We start from the raw sequence: 16,288 nt of genomic DNA on the forward strand, positions 1-16,288 counted from the left end.
CTGTTGGTCTGCCTGATTGCCGTGCGCCTGTGCCTGCGCCCGTTGCAGCGCTTGGCCGATGCTGCCCGTGGCCTGGGCACCAATCTTGAGCAGCCGCCCTTGGTACTGGATGGCCCGCAGGAGGTACGCCAGGCTGCCCAGGCGTTCAACGCCATGCAGCAGCGCCTGATTGCCATGGTCAACGACAAGGCCTACTTCCTCGCCGCTGTGTCCCACGACCTGCGCACCCCCTTGACCCGCATGCGCCTGCGCCTGGAGCGCTTGCCGGACGATGAACACCACCAGCGCCTGCGGCAGAACATCAGGCAGATGGACGACATGATCGGCCAGGTGCTCGACTACCTGCGGGCCGGGGAACAGCAGAACTTGCAGCAGGTGGACCTGGACCGACTGGTGGCACGCCTATGCGCCGACCTGGCGACCGAAAAAGAGCCATTGCCGGTGCATGGCCAAGCAGGCGGCGTGCGTGTGGATGCGTTGCTGTTGCAGCGTTGCCTGCAGAACCTGCTGATCAATGCACTGCGTTATGCCAAGGAGGTTTCGGTCACGCTGGAACGGGCGAACAGCGGGGTGCTGATCCATATCGACGACCGTGGCCCGGGGATTGCGCCGGGGCTGCTGGCGACCATTACCGACCCGTTCGTACGCGGCGAAGGGTCGCGCAACCAGTCCTCCGGGGGATACGGGTTGGGGTTGAGCATTGCTCAACGCATCGCTGGCAGCCATGGCGGTGAGCTGATGCTGATGAACCGCGAAGGGGGTGGATTGCGGGTTAGCGTGTTGCTACCGGGTTGAGCCGTGTCGCTAGGGGCGGCGTGGCAGCTCGATTTTTTGGGGTTGTGGCGCAGATCGCCGGGGCCGCGGTGCGGCCCTTTCGCGACACAAGGCCGCTCCCACAAGGGGCCCGGTTCGGGGCATTCCTGCAGGAGCGGCCTTGCGTCGCGATGGGCTGCAAAGCAGCCCCCAGCACCCTCAGCTCAGCATCAGAAGATGCTGATCGGGTACTCGACGAATACGCGTACTTCGTTGCCATCGTCGTTGTAGCCGTTCTGCTGTACGGCGTTGTTGGTACGCACGAACGAGCTACGCAGCTTGATGGACAGGTCTTTGGCCGGGCCGTCCTGCACCACGTAACGGACCTGGTTGAAGATTTCGCGTTCCTTGCCTTCGCCGAAGCCCTGCGGGTTGGCGTTGTTGCGGGTGTTGATGTTGTCACCCACTACGTATGCCAGCTTGTAGGTCAGGCCAGGGATGCCGTAGGCACCGAAGTCCAGGCCGTAGCCCAGCTGCCAGGAACGCTCGTCCTCGGCGTTGAAGTCGGACCAGTACGAGTTGGCCAGGTAGATGGTCGAACCACCGTCACCCACGCCGCCCTGGTTCTGGTACCAGCCGTAGTTGTAGCCGGTGCTGCCAGTGCTGCGCTGGTGGGCGAGGGTGAACGAGTGCGCACCATACGCGTAGGTGGCCGCCAGGCTCCAGATGGTGTTGGAGTCGCCGTTCAGGCCGGCGGCCTTGACGTACTTGTTGTTGATGTCCGACTTGTAGCCGTTGAAGTCCAGGGTCAGGGACTGGTCGCTGGCGATCGGGAAGACGTAGTTCAAGCCCAGGTAGTGCTTGCGCATCACGTCTTCGTTGTCTGCGGTGTACAGCGAGCCGGTGAAGTTGTCGCTGAACTTGTAGCTACCACCCAGCACGTTGATCGACTTCAGGCCACCACCATCACGACGCTCGGCGCTTTTGCGCGCTTCCTGGGTGAAGCGGCCGGCGTTCAGCTCCAGGCCCTTGATTTCCTTGGAGGTGATCAGGGTGCCGGTGAAGCTTTCTGGCAGCAGACGTGCGTCGTCGTACTGCAGCACTGGCAGTGCCGGCATCTGGTCACCGTACTTGAGCACGGTATTGGAAATGCGGAACTTCACGGCTGCGCCACCACGCGCCAGGTTGTGCGGCGAGCTGGCGTTGCCGTCGGCGTTGGCGGTTTCGTGCGGCTTGAAGAAGTCGACACCCGCGCCACCGTTATGGCCTTTGCCGCCATCGAGGCGCAGGGCATACAGGCCGAATGCGTCGACGCCGACACCGACAGTGCCTTGGGTAAAACCGGAGGAGAAATTGCCGATGACTGCCTGGCCCCATTCGATCTGGTCGTCGGTGCCGTGCTTCTTGTCACGGTTGATGTAAGCGTTGCGCAGAAGGACGTTGGCGTGGCTGTCCTCGATGAAGCCCTTGCTCTCGGCCTGATCATTGGCCTGTGCCTGGGTCGCGGCGATCATCGCCAGGGCGACCAGGCTGATCCTGGTTTTCAACATGTTATTTTCCTTATCGCTTAATCAAAAACGCGCTGCAATACAACGCCAGGAACCAACGCCCCTTACGTAGGTTCGACGCTATGCGGATCCAGACTTGAAGGCCGGCCGGCAATTGCACGGGCGACCTCTGGCAGCAGCATGGCCAACGGAAGTGGCCAGCAGGCGTTGGGCCGAATCCTAGCCGTGTGCGATTACAAATGTCAAAAAGTCGTGAAATGCAGGTTGATATAACCAAGATCATCCCGTGATACGAGGCATTTCAATGCATGTTGGCGCTGTAGGCGGGGATTTTATCTTTTTGTCAGAAACGGCATCTTGACTGCCCCGACAATTTACCGGATGCGTGTGGGGAGGGGCGTTTGGCAGGTACCGGCCTCTTCGCGGCTATCGCCGCCAAGAGGTCGGCACAGCTGTAGTCGATTAGTGCCACACCGCCATCAGCGCCTGCATTTCAGCATCGCTGAGCAAACCTTGCGGGTAGCGTCCGGCAAGCAGACGTCGTGGGTCGGTCGTCCTGACCCTAATGCTTCCATGGTGTTTCAACCACGCCGCGACCCGCTTGAGCGATGGGTGACCAACTGCCAATGGGCGCAAAGCCGACTCACTTGCTGCGTTCATGTCTACACGTACTCCCTAACCCGTGAGCGGCTAATCTACGTAGGTAATGTTACAGCTCGGATAACCTGGCAGAGCCAAGCTATCTCCTTGAAAAACAATACAAAACCTATGCCAAACCAGCCGCCGGGCGTCGTCCGAAAAAAAGGCCCGTCTACTGACGGGCCTCTTGGTCACCGGGCTGGCACTCAGCGCGTCACCGGTGCCGGCTGCTGCTGGGTCAGGCAGTGGATGTTGCCACCGCCCAACAGCAGCTCGCGCCCAGGAATCATCACCACTTCGTGGTCTGGGAATATCCGCGCAAGGATCGCTCTGGCTTCGGCATCTGCCGGGTCATCGAAGCTTGGCGCAATGATGCCGCCGTTGACGATCAGGAAATTCACGTAGGAACCGGCCAGGCGCACCGATGGGTCACGCTCCTGGCTGCCGGCAACGTGGTCGACACCGGCACATTCTTCAGCCGTGGCGTACAGCGGCCCGGGAATGGGCATTTTGTGCACGATTAGTGCTCGGCCCTTGGCGTCACGGGTGTTCTGCAACACCTCCATGGCGGCATGGCAACGGGCGTAATTGGGGTCGTTGGAATCATCGGTCCAGGCCAGTAACACTTCGCCCGGGCGCACGTAACAGCAGAAATTGTCGACGTGGCCGTCGGTTTCATCGTTGTACAGGCCATCGGGCAACCACACCACGGTATCCACCGCCAGGTGGTCGCGCAGCACCGCTTCGATCTGCTCGCGGGTCAGGTGCGGGTTGCGGTTGCGGTTGAGCAGGCATTCCTCGGTGGTGATCAGCGTGCCTTCACCGTCCACGTGGATCGAGCCGCCCTCGAGCACGAAGCCTTCGGTGTGGTAGCGCTGGCAGCGCTCCATTTCCAGCACCTTGGCCGCCAGTTCCTCGTCGCGGTTCCATGGCGCATACAGGCCACCATCGAAGCCGCCCCAGGCGTTGAAGCCCCAGTCCACACCGCGCACTTCGCCTTGGTCGTTGATGACGAAGGTCGGGCCGGTGTCACGCACCCAGGCGTCGTCGTTGCTGATTTCGACCACCCGAATGTTCGGCTGGTCGAGCTGGCGACGCGCGTTCTCGTACTGGCCAGCGGAAACCGCAACGGTAACCGGCTCAAAACGGGCAATGGCCTTGGCCAGGGCTACATGGGCTGTCTGCGCCGGTTTGCCACCCAGGCGCCAGTTGTCCGAACGCTCCGGCCAAACCATCCATACCTGGGTTTGCGGGGCCCACTCGGCGGGCATGTGGAAACCATCGGCACGTGGCGTGGAGTTGAGGGTTTTCATGGTTGACCTCTGTGATGGCCCTGGGCCGGATTGCGGTGAGACGTTGATCTATTTATAACCGATACATATCGATATTTAAAGCCTTATACGTCGGATTTTCAGGCGATACGCCATCCTAATATCGATAGAAATCGAATTTAATGCGTGTTCACCCGTTAGCACCCGTCGCTTGGCCGCCTACCCTGGCCATATCGTACGCATCCTGTCACTGCTGCATGCGGAAATTTCCAGGAAGGGCGACTAGGGTCAATAGTTAACGAACGGCAAGCGAACCGCCATGAACATCATCCCGACTGCAATCCCCGATGTACTGATCATCGAGCCCACGGTTTACGGTGACAGCCGTGGCTTTTTCTTCGAAGCGTTCAACGCCCGCGAGTTCGCAAGGCAGACCGGGGTGAATGTCGAATTCGTCCAGGATAACCACTCGCGCTCGGTCAAGGGGGTGCTACGCGGGCTGCATTTTCAGGTGGAGAATACCCAGGGCAAGCTGGTGCGCGTGGTTCAGGGCGAAATCCGCGATGTCGCCGTGGATGTGCGCAAAAGCTCGCCCACCTTCGGCCAGTGGGTCGCGGTGAATCTGTCCGCAGCCAACCATCGCCAGTTGTGGATACCCGCAGGCTTCGCCCACGGTTTTGCGGTGCTGAGCGAGTCGGCCGAGTTCCTCTACAAGACCACCGATTACTACAACCCCGGCGCCGACCGCTGCATCCGCTGGGACGATCCGCACCTGGCCATCGACTGGGGGCTGCAGCAACCACCGCTGCTGTCAGACAAGGACAAGCTTGGCCGGGCATGGGCAGAGGCGGAACTGCTGCCGTAACTAGCGCATAATTGCGCCAGACCTTTCTGGCGCATTTACGTGATGATTGCTAAACCCACGCCCCCACGCCGTCCCCGCTGGCGCAGCCTGGCCTTGCTGGCCCTGTGCCTGGCGCCGTTACTGTGGCCCTTGCACCACCTGGCCGAACGTTACTACCAGCAGGAATTGGCCTCGCAGAACCGCCAGACCCTGGACCTGTACGTGGCCAACCTGCTCGGCACCCTGCACCGCTATGAAACCCTGCCGCAGATCCTCGGCGACCTGCCGGCACTGCGCAGCGTACTGGCCGACCCCTTCCGCCTGGAGGCGGTGACCAACGCCAACCGCCTGCTCAAGGGCATCGTGCAGCAGACCGGCGCCGAGGTGATGTACCTGATGGATGTCAGCGGCAACACCCTGGCGGCGTCCAACTGGGACAAGCACGACAGCTTCGTGGGCCGCAACTTCGCCTTCCGCCCGTACTTCAACGAAGCCATGGCGGGCCACCTGGGCCGCTTCTTCGGCCAGGGCACAACGTCGGCCAAACGCGGCTACTTCTTTGCCGCCGCCGTGCGCGATCGCGAGCGCATCGTGGGCGTGCTGGTGGTCAAGGTCGACCTCGACCACACCGAAACCCTGTGGGGCCGCACACCGGAGCAGCTGTTGCTGACCGATCACAATGGCGTGGTCATCCTCACTTCGCGGCCCGATTGGCGCTTCCGTGCCACCCGCGCACTGAGCGATGCCGAGCGCCAGGCCATCATCGCCATCCAGCCCTACCCCACCCAGGCCCCGCAACCGCTGGTGCTCGCCCCGGATGCCTGGATCACCCAGACCCGCGACATCAAGGAGACCGGCTGGCAAGTCAGCATCCTTGCCCCGCGCATGCTGGTAGACCGTTCGGTGCAAACGGTAATGGCCATTGGCGCCGGCACCCTGCTGGTAGCAATGCTGCTGGCCGGGCTGGTGATGCAACGGCGCCGCCACTACATCGACCGCATCGACTTCGAAGCCCGCGCCCGTCAGGAGCTGGAAAAGCGCGTAGCCGAACGCACCGCCGACCTTGAGGGTCTCAACACCCGCCTCAAGCGCGCCGTACTGGAGCGCGAAAATGCCCAGCAAGAGGCGGTGCGCGCCCAGGACGAGCTGGTGCAGGCCGGCAAGCTGTCGGTGCTTGGCACCATGTCGGCCAGTATCAGCCACGAACTCAACCAGCCGCTGGCGGCGATTCGCAGCTACGCAGAAAATGCCGAGATCCTGCTCGACCACCAACGCACCGAGGACGCCCGCGGCAACCTCAAGCTGATTGGCGAGCTGACCGGGCGCATGGCGTCGATCATCGCCCACTTGCGGGCCTTCGCCCGCCGTGACCGGCACGCGCCGGAAAGCGTGGCCCTGCAGCCAGCCCTGGACGATGCCCTGGCGCTGCTGGCCAAGCGTCGCCGGGCAATGGCCGTGGAGCTGATCCGCGACCTGCCGGAAGCCACCTTGTGGGTACAGGCCGGTGAAACCCGCCTGCGCCAGGTGCTGGGCAACCTGCTGGCCAATGCCCTGGACGCCCTGACCGAAAAAGCCAACCCGCGCCGCCTGTGGCTAAGTGCCGAACAGCGTGATGACTGCGTCTACCTGTACATCCGCGACAATGGCCCCGGCTTCAGCCGCCAGGCCCTGGAGCATGCCAAGGAGCCGTTCTTCACCACCAAGACCCGCACCCAGGGCCTGGGCCTGGGGTTGGCCATCTGCGAAAGCCTGATGCGCGCCCTGGGGGGTGAACTGCTGCTGGCCAACCACCCGGAAGGTGGTGCTCTGCTGACCCTGCAGCTACGCAAGGCTGCGCCTGGCGCAACCTTGCCCAATTCGGAGGACCCCTCGGCATGACCCCCGAGACACAGATCGACAGCCAAGCCCAGGTCATCCTGGTCGACGATGACCCGCACCTGCGCCAGGCCCTGAGCCAGACCTTGGACCTGGCCGGGCTGAAAGTGGTCGCGCTGGGCGATGCCCAAGGCCTGGCTGAGTGTATCGAGACCGACTGGCCCGGCGTCGTGGTCAGCGACATCCGCATGCCTGGCATCGATGGCCTGCAGCTGCTGGAGCAACTGCACGGCCGCGACAGCGAACTGCCCGTGCTGCTGATTACCGGCCACGGGGATGTGCCCCTGGCGGTACAGGCAATGCGCGCCGGTGCCTATGACTTTCTGGAAAAGCCTTTCGCCAGCGACGCCCTGCTCGACAGCGTGCGCCGTGCCTTGGCCCTGCGCCGCCTGGTGCTGGACAACCGCAGCCTGCGCCTGGCACTGAGCGACCGCCAGCAACTGGCCACGCGCCTGGTCGGCCATTCGCCGGCCATGCAGCGCCTGCGCGAGCAGATCGGCGCCTTGGCCGGAACCCGCGCCGATGTGCTGATCCTGGGTGAAACCGGTGCCGGCAAGGAGGTGGTCGCCCGTGCGCTGCATGACCTGTCCAGCCGCCGTGATGGGCCGTTCGTGGCGATCAACGCCGGGGCGCTGGCCGAATCGGTGGTCGAAAGCGAACTGTTCGGCCATGAGCCCGGGGCGTTCACCGGGGCGCAAAAACGGCGCATCGGCAAATTCGAGTTCGCCAACGGCGGTACGCTGTTCCTCGACGAAATCGAGAGCATGAGCCTGGACGTGCAGGTCAAGCTGCTGCGCATGTTGCAGGAGCGGGTGGTGGAACGCCTGGGCGGCAACCAGTTGATCCCGCTGGATATCCGCATTATCGCCGCCACCAAGGAAGACCTGCGCCAGGCCGCCGACCAAGGCCGCTTCCGGGCCGACCTGTACTACCGGCTGAACGTAGCGCCACTGCGTATTCCGCCGCTGCGGGACCGCGGCGACGACATCCTGGTGCTGTTCCAGCATTTTGCCGACGCTGCCAGCCAGCGCCACAGCCTGGCGCCACACGCCTTGCTGCCGGCGCAGCGGGCGATGCTGCTGCGCCACACCTGGCCAGGCAACGTGCGTGAATTGCAGAACGCCGCCGAGCGTTTCGCCCTGGGCCTTGAGCTGGCGCTGGATGGTCAGCTGCCAGCGGCTGCGGCTGCGGCGCCTTCGGTGTTGAGTGGCAACCTGAGCGAACAGGTCGAGCAATTCGAGCGCTCGCTGATCGCCGCCGAGCTGGCCCAGCCCCACAGCTCCATGCGCAGCCTGGCAGAGGCGCTGGGCATCCCCCGCAAAACCTTGCACGACAAGCTGCGCAAGCATGGCTTGAGCTTCGAGGGCGGTAGCGGCGGGCACGACGAACATGAGGACAACCGTTGATGAGCACCGATAGCCAGTACCTGCAGTCCGTACTGCATGGCGACATCCCGCTGACCCGCGAAATGGGCCTGGAAGTCATTGATTGGCAACACCACACCCTGCGCCTGCAATTGCCGCTGGCGGCCAACGTCAACCACAAGAGCACCATGTTCGGCGGCAGCCTGTACTGTGCAGCGGTGCTGGTGGGCTGGGGCTGGCTGCACATGCGGCTGCGCGAACTGGGGATAGATGACGGGCATATCGTCATCCAGGAAGGGCAAATCAGCTACCCGCTGCCGGTTACCGGGGCGGCAATAGCCCGTTGCCCGGCGCCGGAAGAGAAAGCCTGGGAACGCTTCCTCAACATGTACCAGCGTCGTGGCCGGGCGCGGTTGACGCTGGAAACCACGGTAAGCAATGCCGGGAGTGATGAGCCGGCCGTCACCTTCAGCGGCCAGTACGTGCTGCACCGCTGAGAACGAAGGCTGTCGCGCCCCCCCTGTAGGAGCGGCCTTGTGTCGCGAAAGGGCTGCAAAGCAGCCCCAGGGTTTGGGCATGGTGCACAAATTGCCGGGGCTGCTTTGCAGCCCATCGCGACACAAGGCCGCTCCTACAAGGCCAGGCCCGCTAGATCAGCTCAAGAAAGGCCTGGCGCCACGCTGCCTTGGCCGGCAACGCCAGGAAATATGGGTTGAGCAAAGACTCGCGCGCCGGGTAACGGAACGGCAAACCGTCCAGCCCGATCACTTCACCCCCCGCCCCTTCCACCACACCCTGGGCCGCCGCCGTATCCCACTGCGAAGTCGGCGCCAGGCGTGGATAACAATCGGCGCTGCCCTCGGCCAACAGGCAGAACTTCAACGAGCTACCAATGTTGGCCAGCTCCAGTTCACCCACTGCCGCACCCAGGCCCGCCAACAATGCTTCCTGTTCGGGGCTGGAGTGCCGGCGGCTGGCAACCACGGTAAACCGCTCACCCGCTGGCGGAGCGTTGCGCACCTGGATCGGCCGGGCCGCCTCACCCGCGTCTGCCCGCCAAGCCCCCAATTCGCGGCCCCCAAAGTAGCAGCGGCCATTCGTGGGCATCGATACCACGCCAAACACCACCTCGCCTTTTTCGATCAAGGCGATATTGACTGTGAACTCCTCGCTGCCGGCAATGAATTCCTTGGTGCCATCCAGCGGATCCACCAGCCACCAGCGGCTCCAGCCCTGGCGCTCGGCCAGCGCAATGTTGCAGTCCTCTTCGGACAACACCGGAATCTGCGGCGCCAGCGCCAGCAGGCCATCGGCAATCACCCGGTGCGCTGCCAGGTCGGCGGCAGTCACCGGCGAATCATCGGCCTTGTTGGTGACTGCCACATCGGCACGCCAGAACGGCAGGATCGCCTCGCCCGCAGTCAACGCCAACTTGACCACTTCACGCATCAGTTGATTGTCGTTCATAGCGCCAGCAGCCCCCGCTGGATCTGCAGGTCACGCGCCAGGTACAGCGCCGCCAGGGCGCGGCCTTCGGTGAACTGCGGGTGCATGGCCAAGGCCGACAGCTCGCGCAGGTTGACCTTGTCGACCCGCATCGGCTCCGGCTCATCGCCCTCCAGGCGCTCTTCGTACAGATCGGTGGCCAGCACCACCTGGATTTTCTGGCTCATGTAGCCCGGCGAAAGCGACAGCTCGGTCAGGTGCTCAAGCTGGCGCGCGCCAAGCCCGGCCTCTTCCTTGAGCTCGCGGTTGGCGGCTGCCAGCACATCTTCGCCGGGCTCGATCAGGCCCTTGGGCAGCGACAGCTCGTACTCGTCGGTACCACCGCAATACTCTTCCACCAGCACGGCGTGCTCGGCGTCGAGCATGGCCACGATCATCACCGCGCCATAGCCGTTACCCCGGCCTACCAGGCGCTCATAGGTGCGCTCGGCACCATTGCTGAAGCGCAATTGCACAGCCTCTACGCGGAACAGGCGGCTGCTGGCGACGATTTCGCGGCTGAGGACGGTGGGTTTCTGGCGCATGGGGCGGCTCCTTGGCGTGAACGGGTTACTATACCGTGGCTTGCCGACTGATCGAGAGTTTCCCATGCCTGTTCTTCCCTGGTCTGCCATCGATACCGTCCTGCTGGATATGGACGGCACCCTGCTCGACCTGCATTACGACAACCGCTTCTGGCTCGACCACCTGCCCCAGCGCTATGCAGAGCTGCATGGCGTGAGCCGGGCCATGGCGGAGATGGAGCTGCAGCCGCTGTTCGAGCGTAATGCCGGCACGCTGAACTGGTACTGCCTGGACTTCTGGAGCCGCGAACTGCGCCTGCCGATCCGGGAGCTGAAGCGGGAAATTGCCGACCTGATCGCGTTGCGCCCGGATGCCGACACGTTCCTGGCGGCGATTCGAAATGCCGGCAAGCGCGTGGTGATGATCACCAATGCCCACCGTGATTCGCTGTCGCTGAAGCTCGAACGGGTGGAGCTGGCACCGTATTTCGAGCGGCTGATCAGCTCGCATGACTATGGTTACCCGAAGGAAAGCCCACAGTTCTGGCACGCCTTGCAGGCGGACATCGGTTTTGAGCCGGGGCGTAGCCTGTTCATCGATGACACCCTGGCGATACTGCGCAGCGCACGGCGCTTTGGTGTGGCGCACCTGCTGGCCGTGCGCCAGCCCGATAGCCAGGCGCAGCCGCGCGATACTGAAGAGTTTGCTGCGGTCGAGGACTACCGGGAGCTATTGATTGGCCTGTAAGGGCCCTGGCACCGGCTACGCCGGTGTTCGCGGGCACGCCCGCTCCCACAGGTGACCACCCGCCTCACGCTTTGCAGCAACCTTGTGGGAGCCGGCTTGCCGGCGATAGGGCCAATAAAGCCTGCAAAAGTCAGTCAGGAATACGCAGTACCTGCCCCGGATAGATCTTGTCCGGGTGCTTGAGCATCGGCTTGTTGGCCTCGAAGATCTTGTTGTACTGATTGGCATTGCCATACACCACCAGGGCAATCGCCGACAGCGTATCACCCTTCTTGACCGTGACCAGGCGTGCGGCTGTCACGACCGGCCCGGTCACAGTGATCTGGTCATCGACGCTGGCCACACCCTCGATGTTGCCCGCCGCCAGCACAATCTTCTCCTTCTCTTCCTGGCTGGCGACTTCACCCTTGAGGATCACTTTGTCGCCCTCCACGGTCGCCGTGATGTTCGGGTTGCCGAGGCCGACATTCTCCACGTGTTTCTTCAACTGCTCTTCAGCCTTGGCATTGCCCGGGGTCAGCAGGTCGATCAACTTCTCGCCTGCTTCCTTCACGAAACTGATCAAGCTCATAGCACTCTCCTTGTTCACGAAACCTCGAACCCAGCAGTCTAGGCCAGCTTTGCTCATGCCGCCCGCCTGCGACCAATCGACGCGCTCTATCAAGGGATAGAGGCTAGCGATTAGACGCCACAGGCCCACGCGCCTAGGCTTGTGCTACACCAAGCCGCCGAATGAACAGCCTGCCCCGATGAACAGCAAACCTCCGGTCTGCACGGCCTCATCGCCCTTGTCCCTGCCGGCCGCCAGCAACACCTACGCATACGTCCAGCTCAGCGACGGTAATGGTGACAGCACGCCGCTGGCCGAAGAGGTTGCGTTGGCCATCGTCTACAACGGCCTCAACCAGGCAGTGATGCTGGTCAGCCCGACCGACCTGGAAGATTTCGCCGTCGGTTTCAGCGTGGGCAGCGGCATCGTCGAAGGCACCTCGGAAATCTACGACCTGAAGCTCTCGGGCAGTGGCTCGGCCCTGTATGCAGACGTGGAAATATCCAGCCGAGCCTTCTGGAACCTGAAAAACCAGCGCCGGCAGCTGGCCGGCACCAGCGGCTGCGGCCTGTGCGGGGTCGAGGCGCTGGAGCAGGCGTTGCCAGAACTGGCCGTGCTGCCCGGTGCGCCGCTGCCACCGGCAGCGTGGCTGGTGGGCCTGCGCGAGCGCATCGATGCATTTCAGCCGCTGGGCCAGCACTGCGGGGCGGTGCATGCCGCGCTGTTCATGGACCGCCACGGCGAACTGCTGCTGGGCCGTGAAGACATTGGCCGGCACAACGCCCTCGACAAGCTGATCGGCGCGCTGCTGCGCCAGGGCATCGACAGCCAGGGCGGCCTTGCGATCGTCACCAGCCGCTGCAGCCTGGAACTGATCCAGAAAGTGCTGCGCGCCGGCATCCAGACCTTGGTCAGCCTGTCCGCCCCCACCGGGCTTGCCCTGCAGTGGGCGCGCAAGCACAACCTCAACCTCATTCATCTACCCAAGCACAGCGCACCGCGGGTCTACAGCCCGGCGGCGGAGTCGTAACAGTCGTGACCTCGTACCAGCACCTACCGGACAATGCCCCAGCCTCAACCCCTCGCTACAAGCCCTACCACGGCCCTGCCGGTGGCTGGGGTGCGCTGCGCAGCGTGGCCAAGGCCTGGGTCGGCAGCGATAACGCGTTGAAGAACATTCGCGCCCTGCTCAAGACCAACCAGAACGGCGGTTTCGACTGCCCAGGCTGCGCCTGGGGCGATTCGCCAGAAAGCGGCATGGTCAAGTTCTGCGAGAACGGCGCCAAGGCCGTGAACTGGGAGGCCACCAAGCGCCGTGTCGATGCTGCCTTCTTCGCCCGTTACAGCGTCACCGCCCTGCTGCAGCAAAGCGACTACTGGCTGGAGTACCAGGGCCGCCTCACCGAGCCGATGGTCTACGATGCGACCAGCGACCGCTATCAGCCGATCAGCTGGGACGCCGCTTTTGCCCTGGTCGCCCGCGAGTTGAACAAGTTGGCCACACCTGACCAGGCCGAGTTCTATACCTCGGGGCGGGCCAGCAACGAAGCAGCCTACCTGTACCAGCTGTTCGTGCGCGCCTTCGGTACCAACAACTTTCCCGACTGCTCGAACATGTGCCACGAGGCCAGCGGCGTGGCGTTGGGGCAAAGCATCGGGGTGGGCAAAGGCACGGTCACGTTCGACGATTTCGAACATGCCGACGCGATTTTTGTCTGGGGCCAGAACCCCGGCACCAACCACCCGCGCATGCTCGACCCGCTGCGCGACGCGGTGAAACGTGGCGCTCAGGTAGTTTGCATCAACCCGCTCAAGGAGCGGGGCCTGGAGCGCTTCCAGCACCCGCAGAACCCGCTGGAAATGCTGACCAACAGCGACCGCCCAACCAACACGGCATTCTTCCGCCCGGCGTTGGGTGGCGACATGGCGCTGCTGCGTGGCATGGCCAAGTTCGCCCTGCAATGGGAGCGTGAAGCCCAGGCCAAGGGTGAACCGGCGGTGTTCGACCATGCCTTCATCGCCGAGCACGGCCATGGCGTGGACGATTACCTGGCCGTGGTAGATGCCACGCCATGGGACCACATCCAGGCGCAATCCGGCCTGCCCATGGCCGACATCGAACTGGCGGCGCGCATGTACTGCCGCGCCGAACGGGTCATCATGTGCTGGGCGATGGGTATCACCCAACACCGCCACTCGGTGCCGACCATTCAGGAAATCGTCAACCTGCAGATGCTGCGCGGCAATATCGGCGCACCAGGCGCAGGCCTGTGCCCGGTACGTGGCCACAGCAACGTGCAGGGCGACCGCACCATGGGCATCAACGAGCGCCCACCCATGGCGCTGCTCGAGGCCATGGAAAAGCGCTTCGGCTTCCCCGTGCCACGGCACAACGGCCACAACACGGTCGAAGCGATTCACGCCATGCTCGACGGCCGGGCCAAGGTGTTCATCGGCCTGGGCGGCAATTTCGCCCAGGCCACGCCGGACACCGAGCGCACGGCGCAGGCGCTGCGCAACTGCGAGCTGACCGTGCACATCAGCACCAAGCTCAACCGCAGCCACCTGGTTCATGGCAAGCAAGCGCTGATTTTGCCGTGCCTGGGCCGTACCGACATCGACCTGCAGGCCGACGGGCCACAAGCGGTAACGGTCGAAGACTCGTTCAGCATGGTGCACGCATCCAACGGCCAGCTCAAACCGCTGTCTTCGCAGATGCGCTCGGAGCCGGCGGTCATTGCTGGCATCGCCGCCGCTACGCTGGGCAAGAAACCCGTGGACTGGCACTGGCTGGTCGCCGACTATGCGCGCATTCGCGACCTGATCGCCGACACCATCACAGGCTTCAGCGGCTTCAACCAACGCCTGCAACACCCAGGCGGCTTCTACCTGGGCAATAACGCCGCCAGCCGCACATGGAAGACCAACACCGGCCGCGCCAACTTCAAGGCCAACCTGCTGCCCGATACGCTGCTTGACGACCGTGTGCGGGCCAGCGGCCAGTTACCGGACCTGATCATGCAGTCGATGCGTTCGCACGATCAGTACAACACCACCATCTACGGCCTGGACGACCGCTACCGTGGCGTGCGCGGCCAACGCGAGGTGCTGTTCGCCAACGAAGCCGACATCATCCGCCTGGGCTTCCAGCCGGGGCAGAAGGTCGACATCGTATCGTTGTGGGGGGATGAACACGTCCGCCGGGTGCACGGCTTTACCCTGCTGGCGTTCGATATTCCGGCCGGGCAGGCGGCGGCGTATTACCCGGAGGTGAACCCGCTGGTGCCGCTGGAGAGCATTGGCGATGGCAGCCATACGCCAACCTCGAAGTTCATCGCCATCAAGCTGGAGCGGGCGCGGGATGACGGGCGTATCCTGTAATGGAGGTCGTGTTCGCGGCTAAAACCGTTTCTACAGGCTGGAGCAAAACCCTGTAGGAGCGGCTTCAGCCGCGAAGAGGCCAGAAGCGCCAAAAACGAAAAAAGCCCAGTTCCGCAAGGTTCAGGGCTTTTGCCATAAAGACCTCAGACAGCCGAAAATGGTTTAAGTTTCACAACAAATACAGTGACTTAGAGAATTGTGTACAACTCGTGTTACTCGTCGGATTTCCGTTGCCAGCCACCTCGCTTAGCCTCAAATTCGCCTCGTCATCCTTATGAGGCTCTCTTGATGAAGAAGTACTCCTCGATTTTGTTGTTGTCTTTCAGCTTGCTCAGCGGCGTTGCCATGGCAGGCGGCACCACCGAGGCCGGCATTGGCGGCGCATTGGGTGGGGTACTGGGCTCCGTGGTCGGTAACTCCATCGGCGGTAGCACTGGCGGCGCCATTGGTGCCGGCCTGGGCGGTGCGGCCGGCGGTGCGCTGGGTGCCGACAAGCGCCAGCGCGGTGAAGCCGCTATTGGCGGTGCCCTGGGCGCGGCAGGCGGTAACGTGGTGGGCCGCTCGGTAGGCGGTACTACCGGTAGCTACATCGGCGCGGCTGCCGGCGGCGGTGCTGGTGGTGCGCTGGGTAACTACCTGGGCAACAAGGCCGACGCCGATGAGCGCCATGACGACCGTCGCTACCGCCGTGGCTACGATGACCGTCGCCACTACGACCGTGGCCATCACTACGGCCACCGCAAGCACAAGCGCCACTGGCGCGACTAACGCCTGAGGGCCCTGCCCCGGCAACAAAAACCCCGCCCCTTCCGGCGGGGTTTTTTATACGTGTTGTTCCAGCACCAAGCCGGAAAGAATCACCTGCAGCGCCTCTGGCAACGCCACAGGCCGGCCACTGACACGCTCGATGAAGACTTGCACCACCGTGCCGGCCGCGCAGGCCTCGGGCTCACCTGGGCGATACAACGCCAGGCGGTACTCCACCGTACTGCCCGCCAGGCGCGTTACGCCCAGCCCAACTTCCAGCACGTCCGGGAAGCCCGGCAATGCATAGAAATCTGCTGCCGAACTGACCACGAAAGCCGCCAGCTCGCCGTCACGCAGGTCCAACTCGGCCTGCTCGACGAGAAACGCCTGGATCGCCGTTTCGAAGAAGCCGTGCACCGTGGCCCCGGCGATATGGCCATTGAGGTCGTTGTCCTGCGGGCGGGTGAGAATCGGGTGAAAGTGGGAGAAGGCAGTGCGCTGAGGGGATTCGGTCATCTGGCTGACTCTTGTCTTCGCAATGGATGCTGACAGTGAAACAGAAAAACCAGGTTCCCGCTGCCTGCACCTCACCCTGTAGG

16 protein-coding genes are annotated in these 16,288 nt (G+C 63.4%); 9 read left to right on the top strand and 7 right to left on the bottom strand.

Annotated elements, in window-relative coordinates:
* A partial coding sequence (locus APH30_RS19705; RefSeq protein WP_156326576.1) for an ATP-binding protein occupies positions 1–795 on the top strand: 795 nt, incomplete at its 5' end.
* 188 nt (positions 796–983) lie between these two features.
* On the opposite strand, the gene APH30_RS19710 is transcribed toward APH30_RS19705, so the two are convergent.
* The 3 genes from APH30_RS19710 to aguA all read right to left on the bottom strand — a co-directional run bounded on the left by APH30_RS19710 (position 984) and on the right by aguA (position 4,213).
* The gene (locus APH30_RS19710; protein WP_054913518.1) at positions 984–2,303 is read right to left on the bottom strand and encodes an OprD family porin; all 1,320 of its coding nucleotides are present in this window, start codon (positions 2,301–2,303) and stop codon (positions 984–986) included.
* A 420-nt stretch (positions 2,304–2,723) separates the two neighbouring features.
* Entirely contained in the window at positions 2,724–2,921 is a 198-nt protein-coding gene (locus APH30_RS29660) for a hypothetical protein (protein WP_082416218.1), read from the bottom strand.
* 185 nt (positions 2,922–3,106) lie between these two features.
* Positions 3,107–4,213, bottom strand: coding sequence for an agmatine deiminase (gene aguA, locus APH30_RS19715; RefSeq protein WP_054913519.1), 1,107 nt, complete (start codon positions 4,211–4,213; stop codon positions 3,107–3,109).
* A 277-nt stretch (positions 4,214–4,490) separates the two neighbouring features.
* On the opposite strand from aguA, the gene rfbC reads away from it, so the two are divergent.
* Genes rfbC through APH30_RS19735 form a run of 4 tightly spaced genes read left to right on the top strand, consistent with a single transcriptional unit; the run spans position 4,491 to position 8,751 of the window.
* Entirely contained in the window at positions 4,491–5,036 is a 546-nt protein-coding gene (rfbC, locus tag APH30_RS19720) for a dTDP-4-dehydrorhamnose 3,5-epimerase (protein WP_054913520.1), read from the top strand.
* A gap of 42 nt (positions 5,037–5,078) precedes the next feature.
* Positions 5,079–6,893: an ATP-binding protein gene (locus tag APH30_RS19725; RefSeq protein WP_009684783.1), complete on the top strand. Its 1,815-nt coding sequence runs from the start codon at positions 5,079–5,081 to the stop codon at positions 6,891–6,893.
* Positions 6,890–8,296, top strand: coding sequence for a sigma-54 dependent transcriptional regulator (locus APH30_RS19730; RefSeq protein ID WP_054913521.1), 1,407 nt, complete (start codon positions 6,890–6,892; stop codon positions 8,294–8,296). The genes APH30_RS19725 and APH30_RS19730 overlap by 4 nt, the downstream gene beginning before the upstream one ends.
* Entirely contained in the window at positions 8,296–8,751 is a 456-nt protein-coding gene (locus APH30_RS19735; protein ID WP_054913522.1) for a YiiD C-terminal domain-containing protein, read from the top strand. The genes APH30_RS19730 and APH30_RS19735 overlap by 1 nt, the downstream gene beginning before the upstream one ends.
* A 151-nt stretch (positions 8,752–8,902) precedes the next feature.
* Here APH30_RS19735 and cysQ read toward each other — a convergent pair whose 3' ends face one another.
* Positions 8,903–9,721, bottom strand: coding sequence for a 3'(2'),5'-bisphosphate nucleotidase CysQ (cysQ, locus tag APH30_RS19740; RefSeq protein ID WP_054913523.1), 819 nt, complete (start codon positions 9,719–9,721; stop codon positions 8,903–8,905).
* The gene (gene nudE, locus APH30_RS19745) at positions 9,718–10,284 is read right to left on the bottom strand and encodes an ADP compounds hydrolase NudE (protein WP_054913524.1); all 567 of its coding nucleotides are present in this window, start codon (positions 10,282–10,284) and stop codon (positions 9,718–9,720) included. The genes cysQ and nudE overlap by 4 nt, the downstream gene beginning before the upstream one ends.
* A gap of 64 nt (positions 10,285–10,348) precedes the next feature.
* Between nudE and yrfG the strand changes: the two genes are divergently transcribed.
* Positions 10,349–11,011 (top strand): GMP/IMP nucleotidase, encoded by a 663-nt coding sequence (gene yrfG, locus APH30_RS19750; RefSeq protein ID WP_054913525.1) that lies wholly within the window; start codon positions 10,349–10,351, stop codon positions 11,009–11,011.
* 130 nt (positions 11,012–11,141) lie between these two features.
* Here yrfG and lysM read toward each other — a convergent pair whose 3' ends face one another.
* Complete coding sequence (gene lysM, locus APH30_RS19755; RefSeq protein ID WP_054913526.1) at positions 11,142–11,582, bottom strand: peptidoglycan-binding protein LysM; 441 nt, start codon at positions 11,580–11,582, stop codon at positions 11,142–11,144.
* 178 nt (positions 11,583–11,760) lie between these two features.
* Here lysM and fdhD point away from each other — a divergent pair, with 178 nt between their 5' ends.
* From fdhD to APH30_RS19770, 3 genes are all read left to right on the top strand, one after another.
* Complete coding sequence (fdhD, locus tag APH30_RS19760; protein ID WP_054913527.1) at positions 11,761–12,591, top strand: formate dehydrogenase accessory sulfurtransferase FdhD; 831 nt, start codon at positions 11,761–11,763, stop codon at positions 12,589–12,591.
* 5 nt (positions 12,592–12,596) lie between these two features.
* Positions 12,597–14,942 carry an FdhF/YdeP family oxidoreductase gene (locus tag APH30_RS19765; protein ID WP_054913528.1) on the top strand — a complete coding sequence of 782 codons (2,346 nt, stop codon included), beginning with the start codon at positions 12,597–12,599 and terminating at the stop codon, positions 14,940–14,942.
* 288 nt (positions 14,943–15,230) lie between these two features.
* On the top strand, positions 15,231–15,710 hold the full coding sequence (locus APH30_RS19770) for a glycine zipper domain-containing protein (RefSeq protein WP_054890280.1): 480 nt from the start codon (positions 15,231–15,233) through the stop codon (positions 15,708–15,710).
* Positions 15,711–15,764: 54 nt separating this feature from the next.
* Here APH30_RS19770 and APH30_RS19775 read toward each other — a convergent pair whose 3' ends face one another.
* Positions 15,765–16,205 (bottom strand): thioesterase family protein, encoded by a 441-nt coding sequence (locus APH30_RS19775; protein ID WP_054913529.1) that lies wholly within the window; start codon positions 16,203–16,205, stop codon positions 15,765–15,767.
* Positions 16,206–16,288 lie beyond the last annotated feature (83 nt).

This window comes from Pseudomonas sp. NBRC 111127 (genome assembly GCF_001320345.1).
GTDB classification, from domain to species: Bacteria; Pseudomonadota; Gammaproteobacteria; order Pseudomonadales; family Pseudomonadaceae; genus Aquipseudomonas; species Aquipseudomonas juntendi.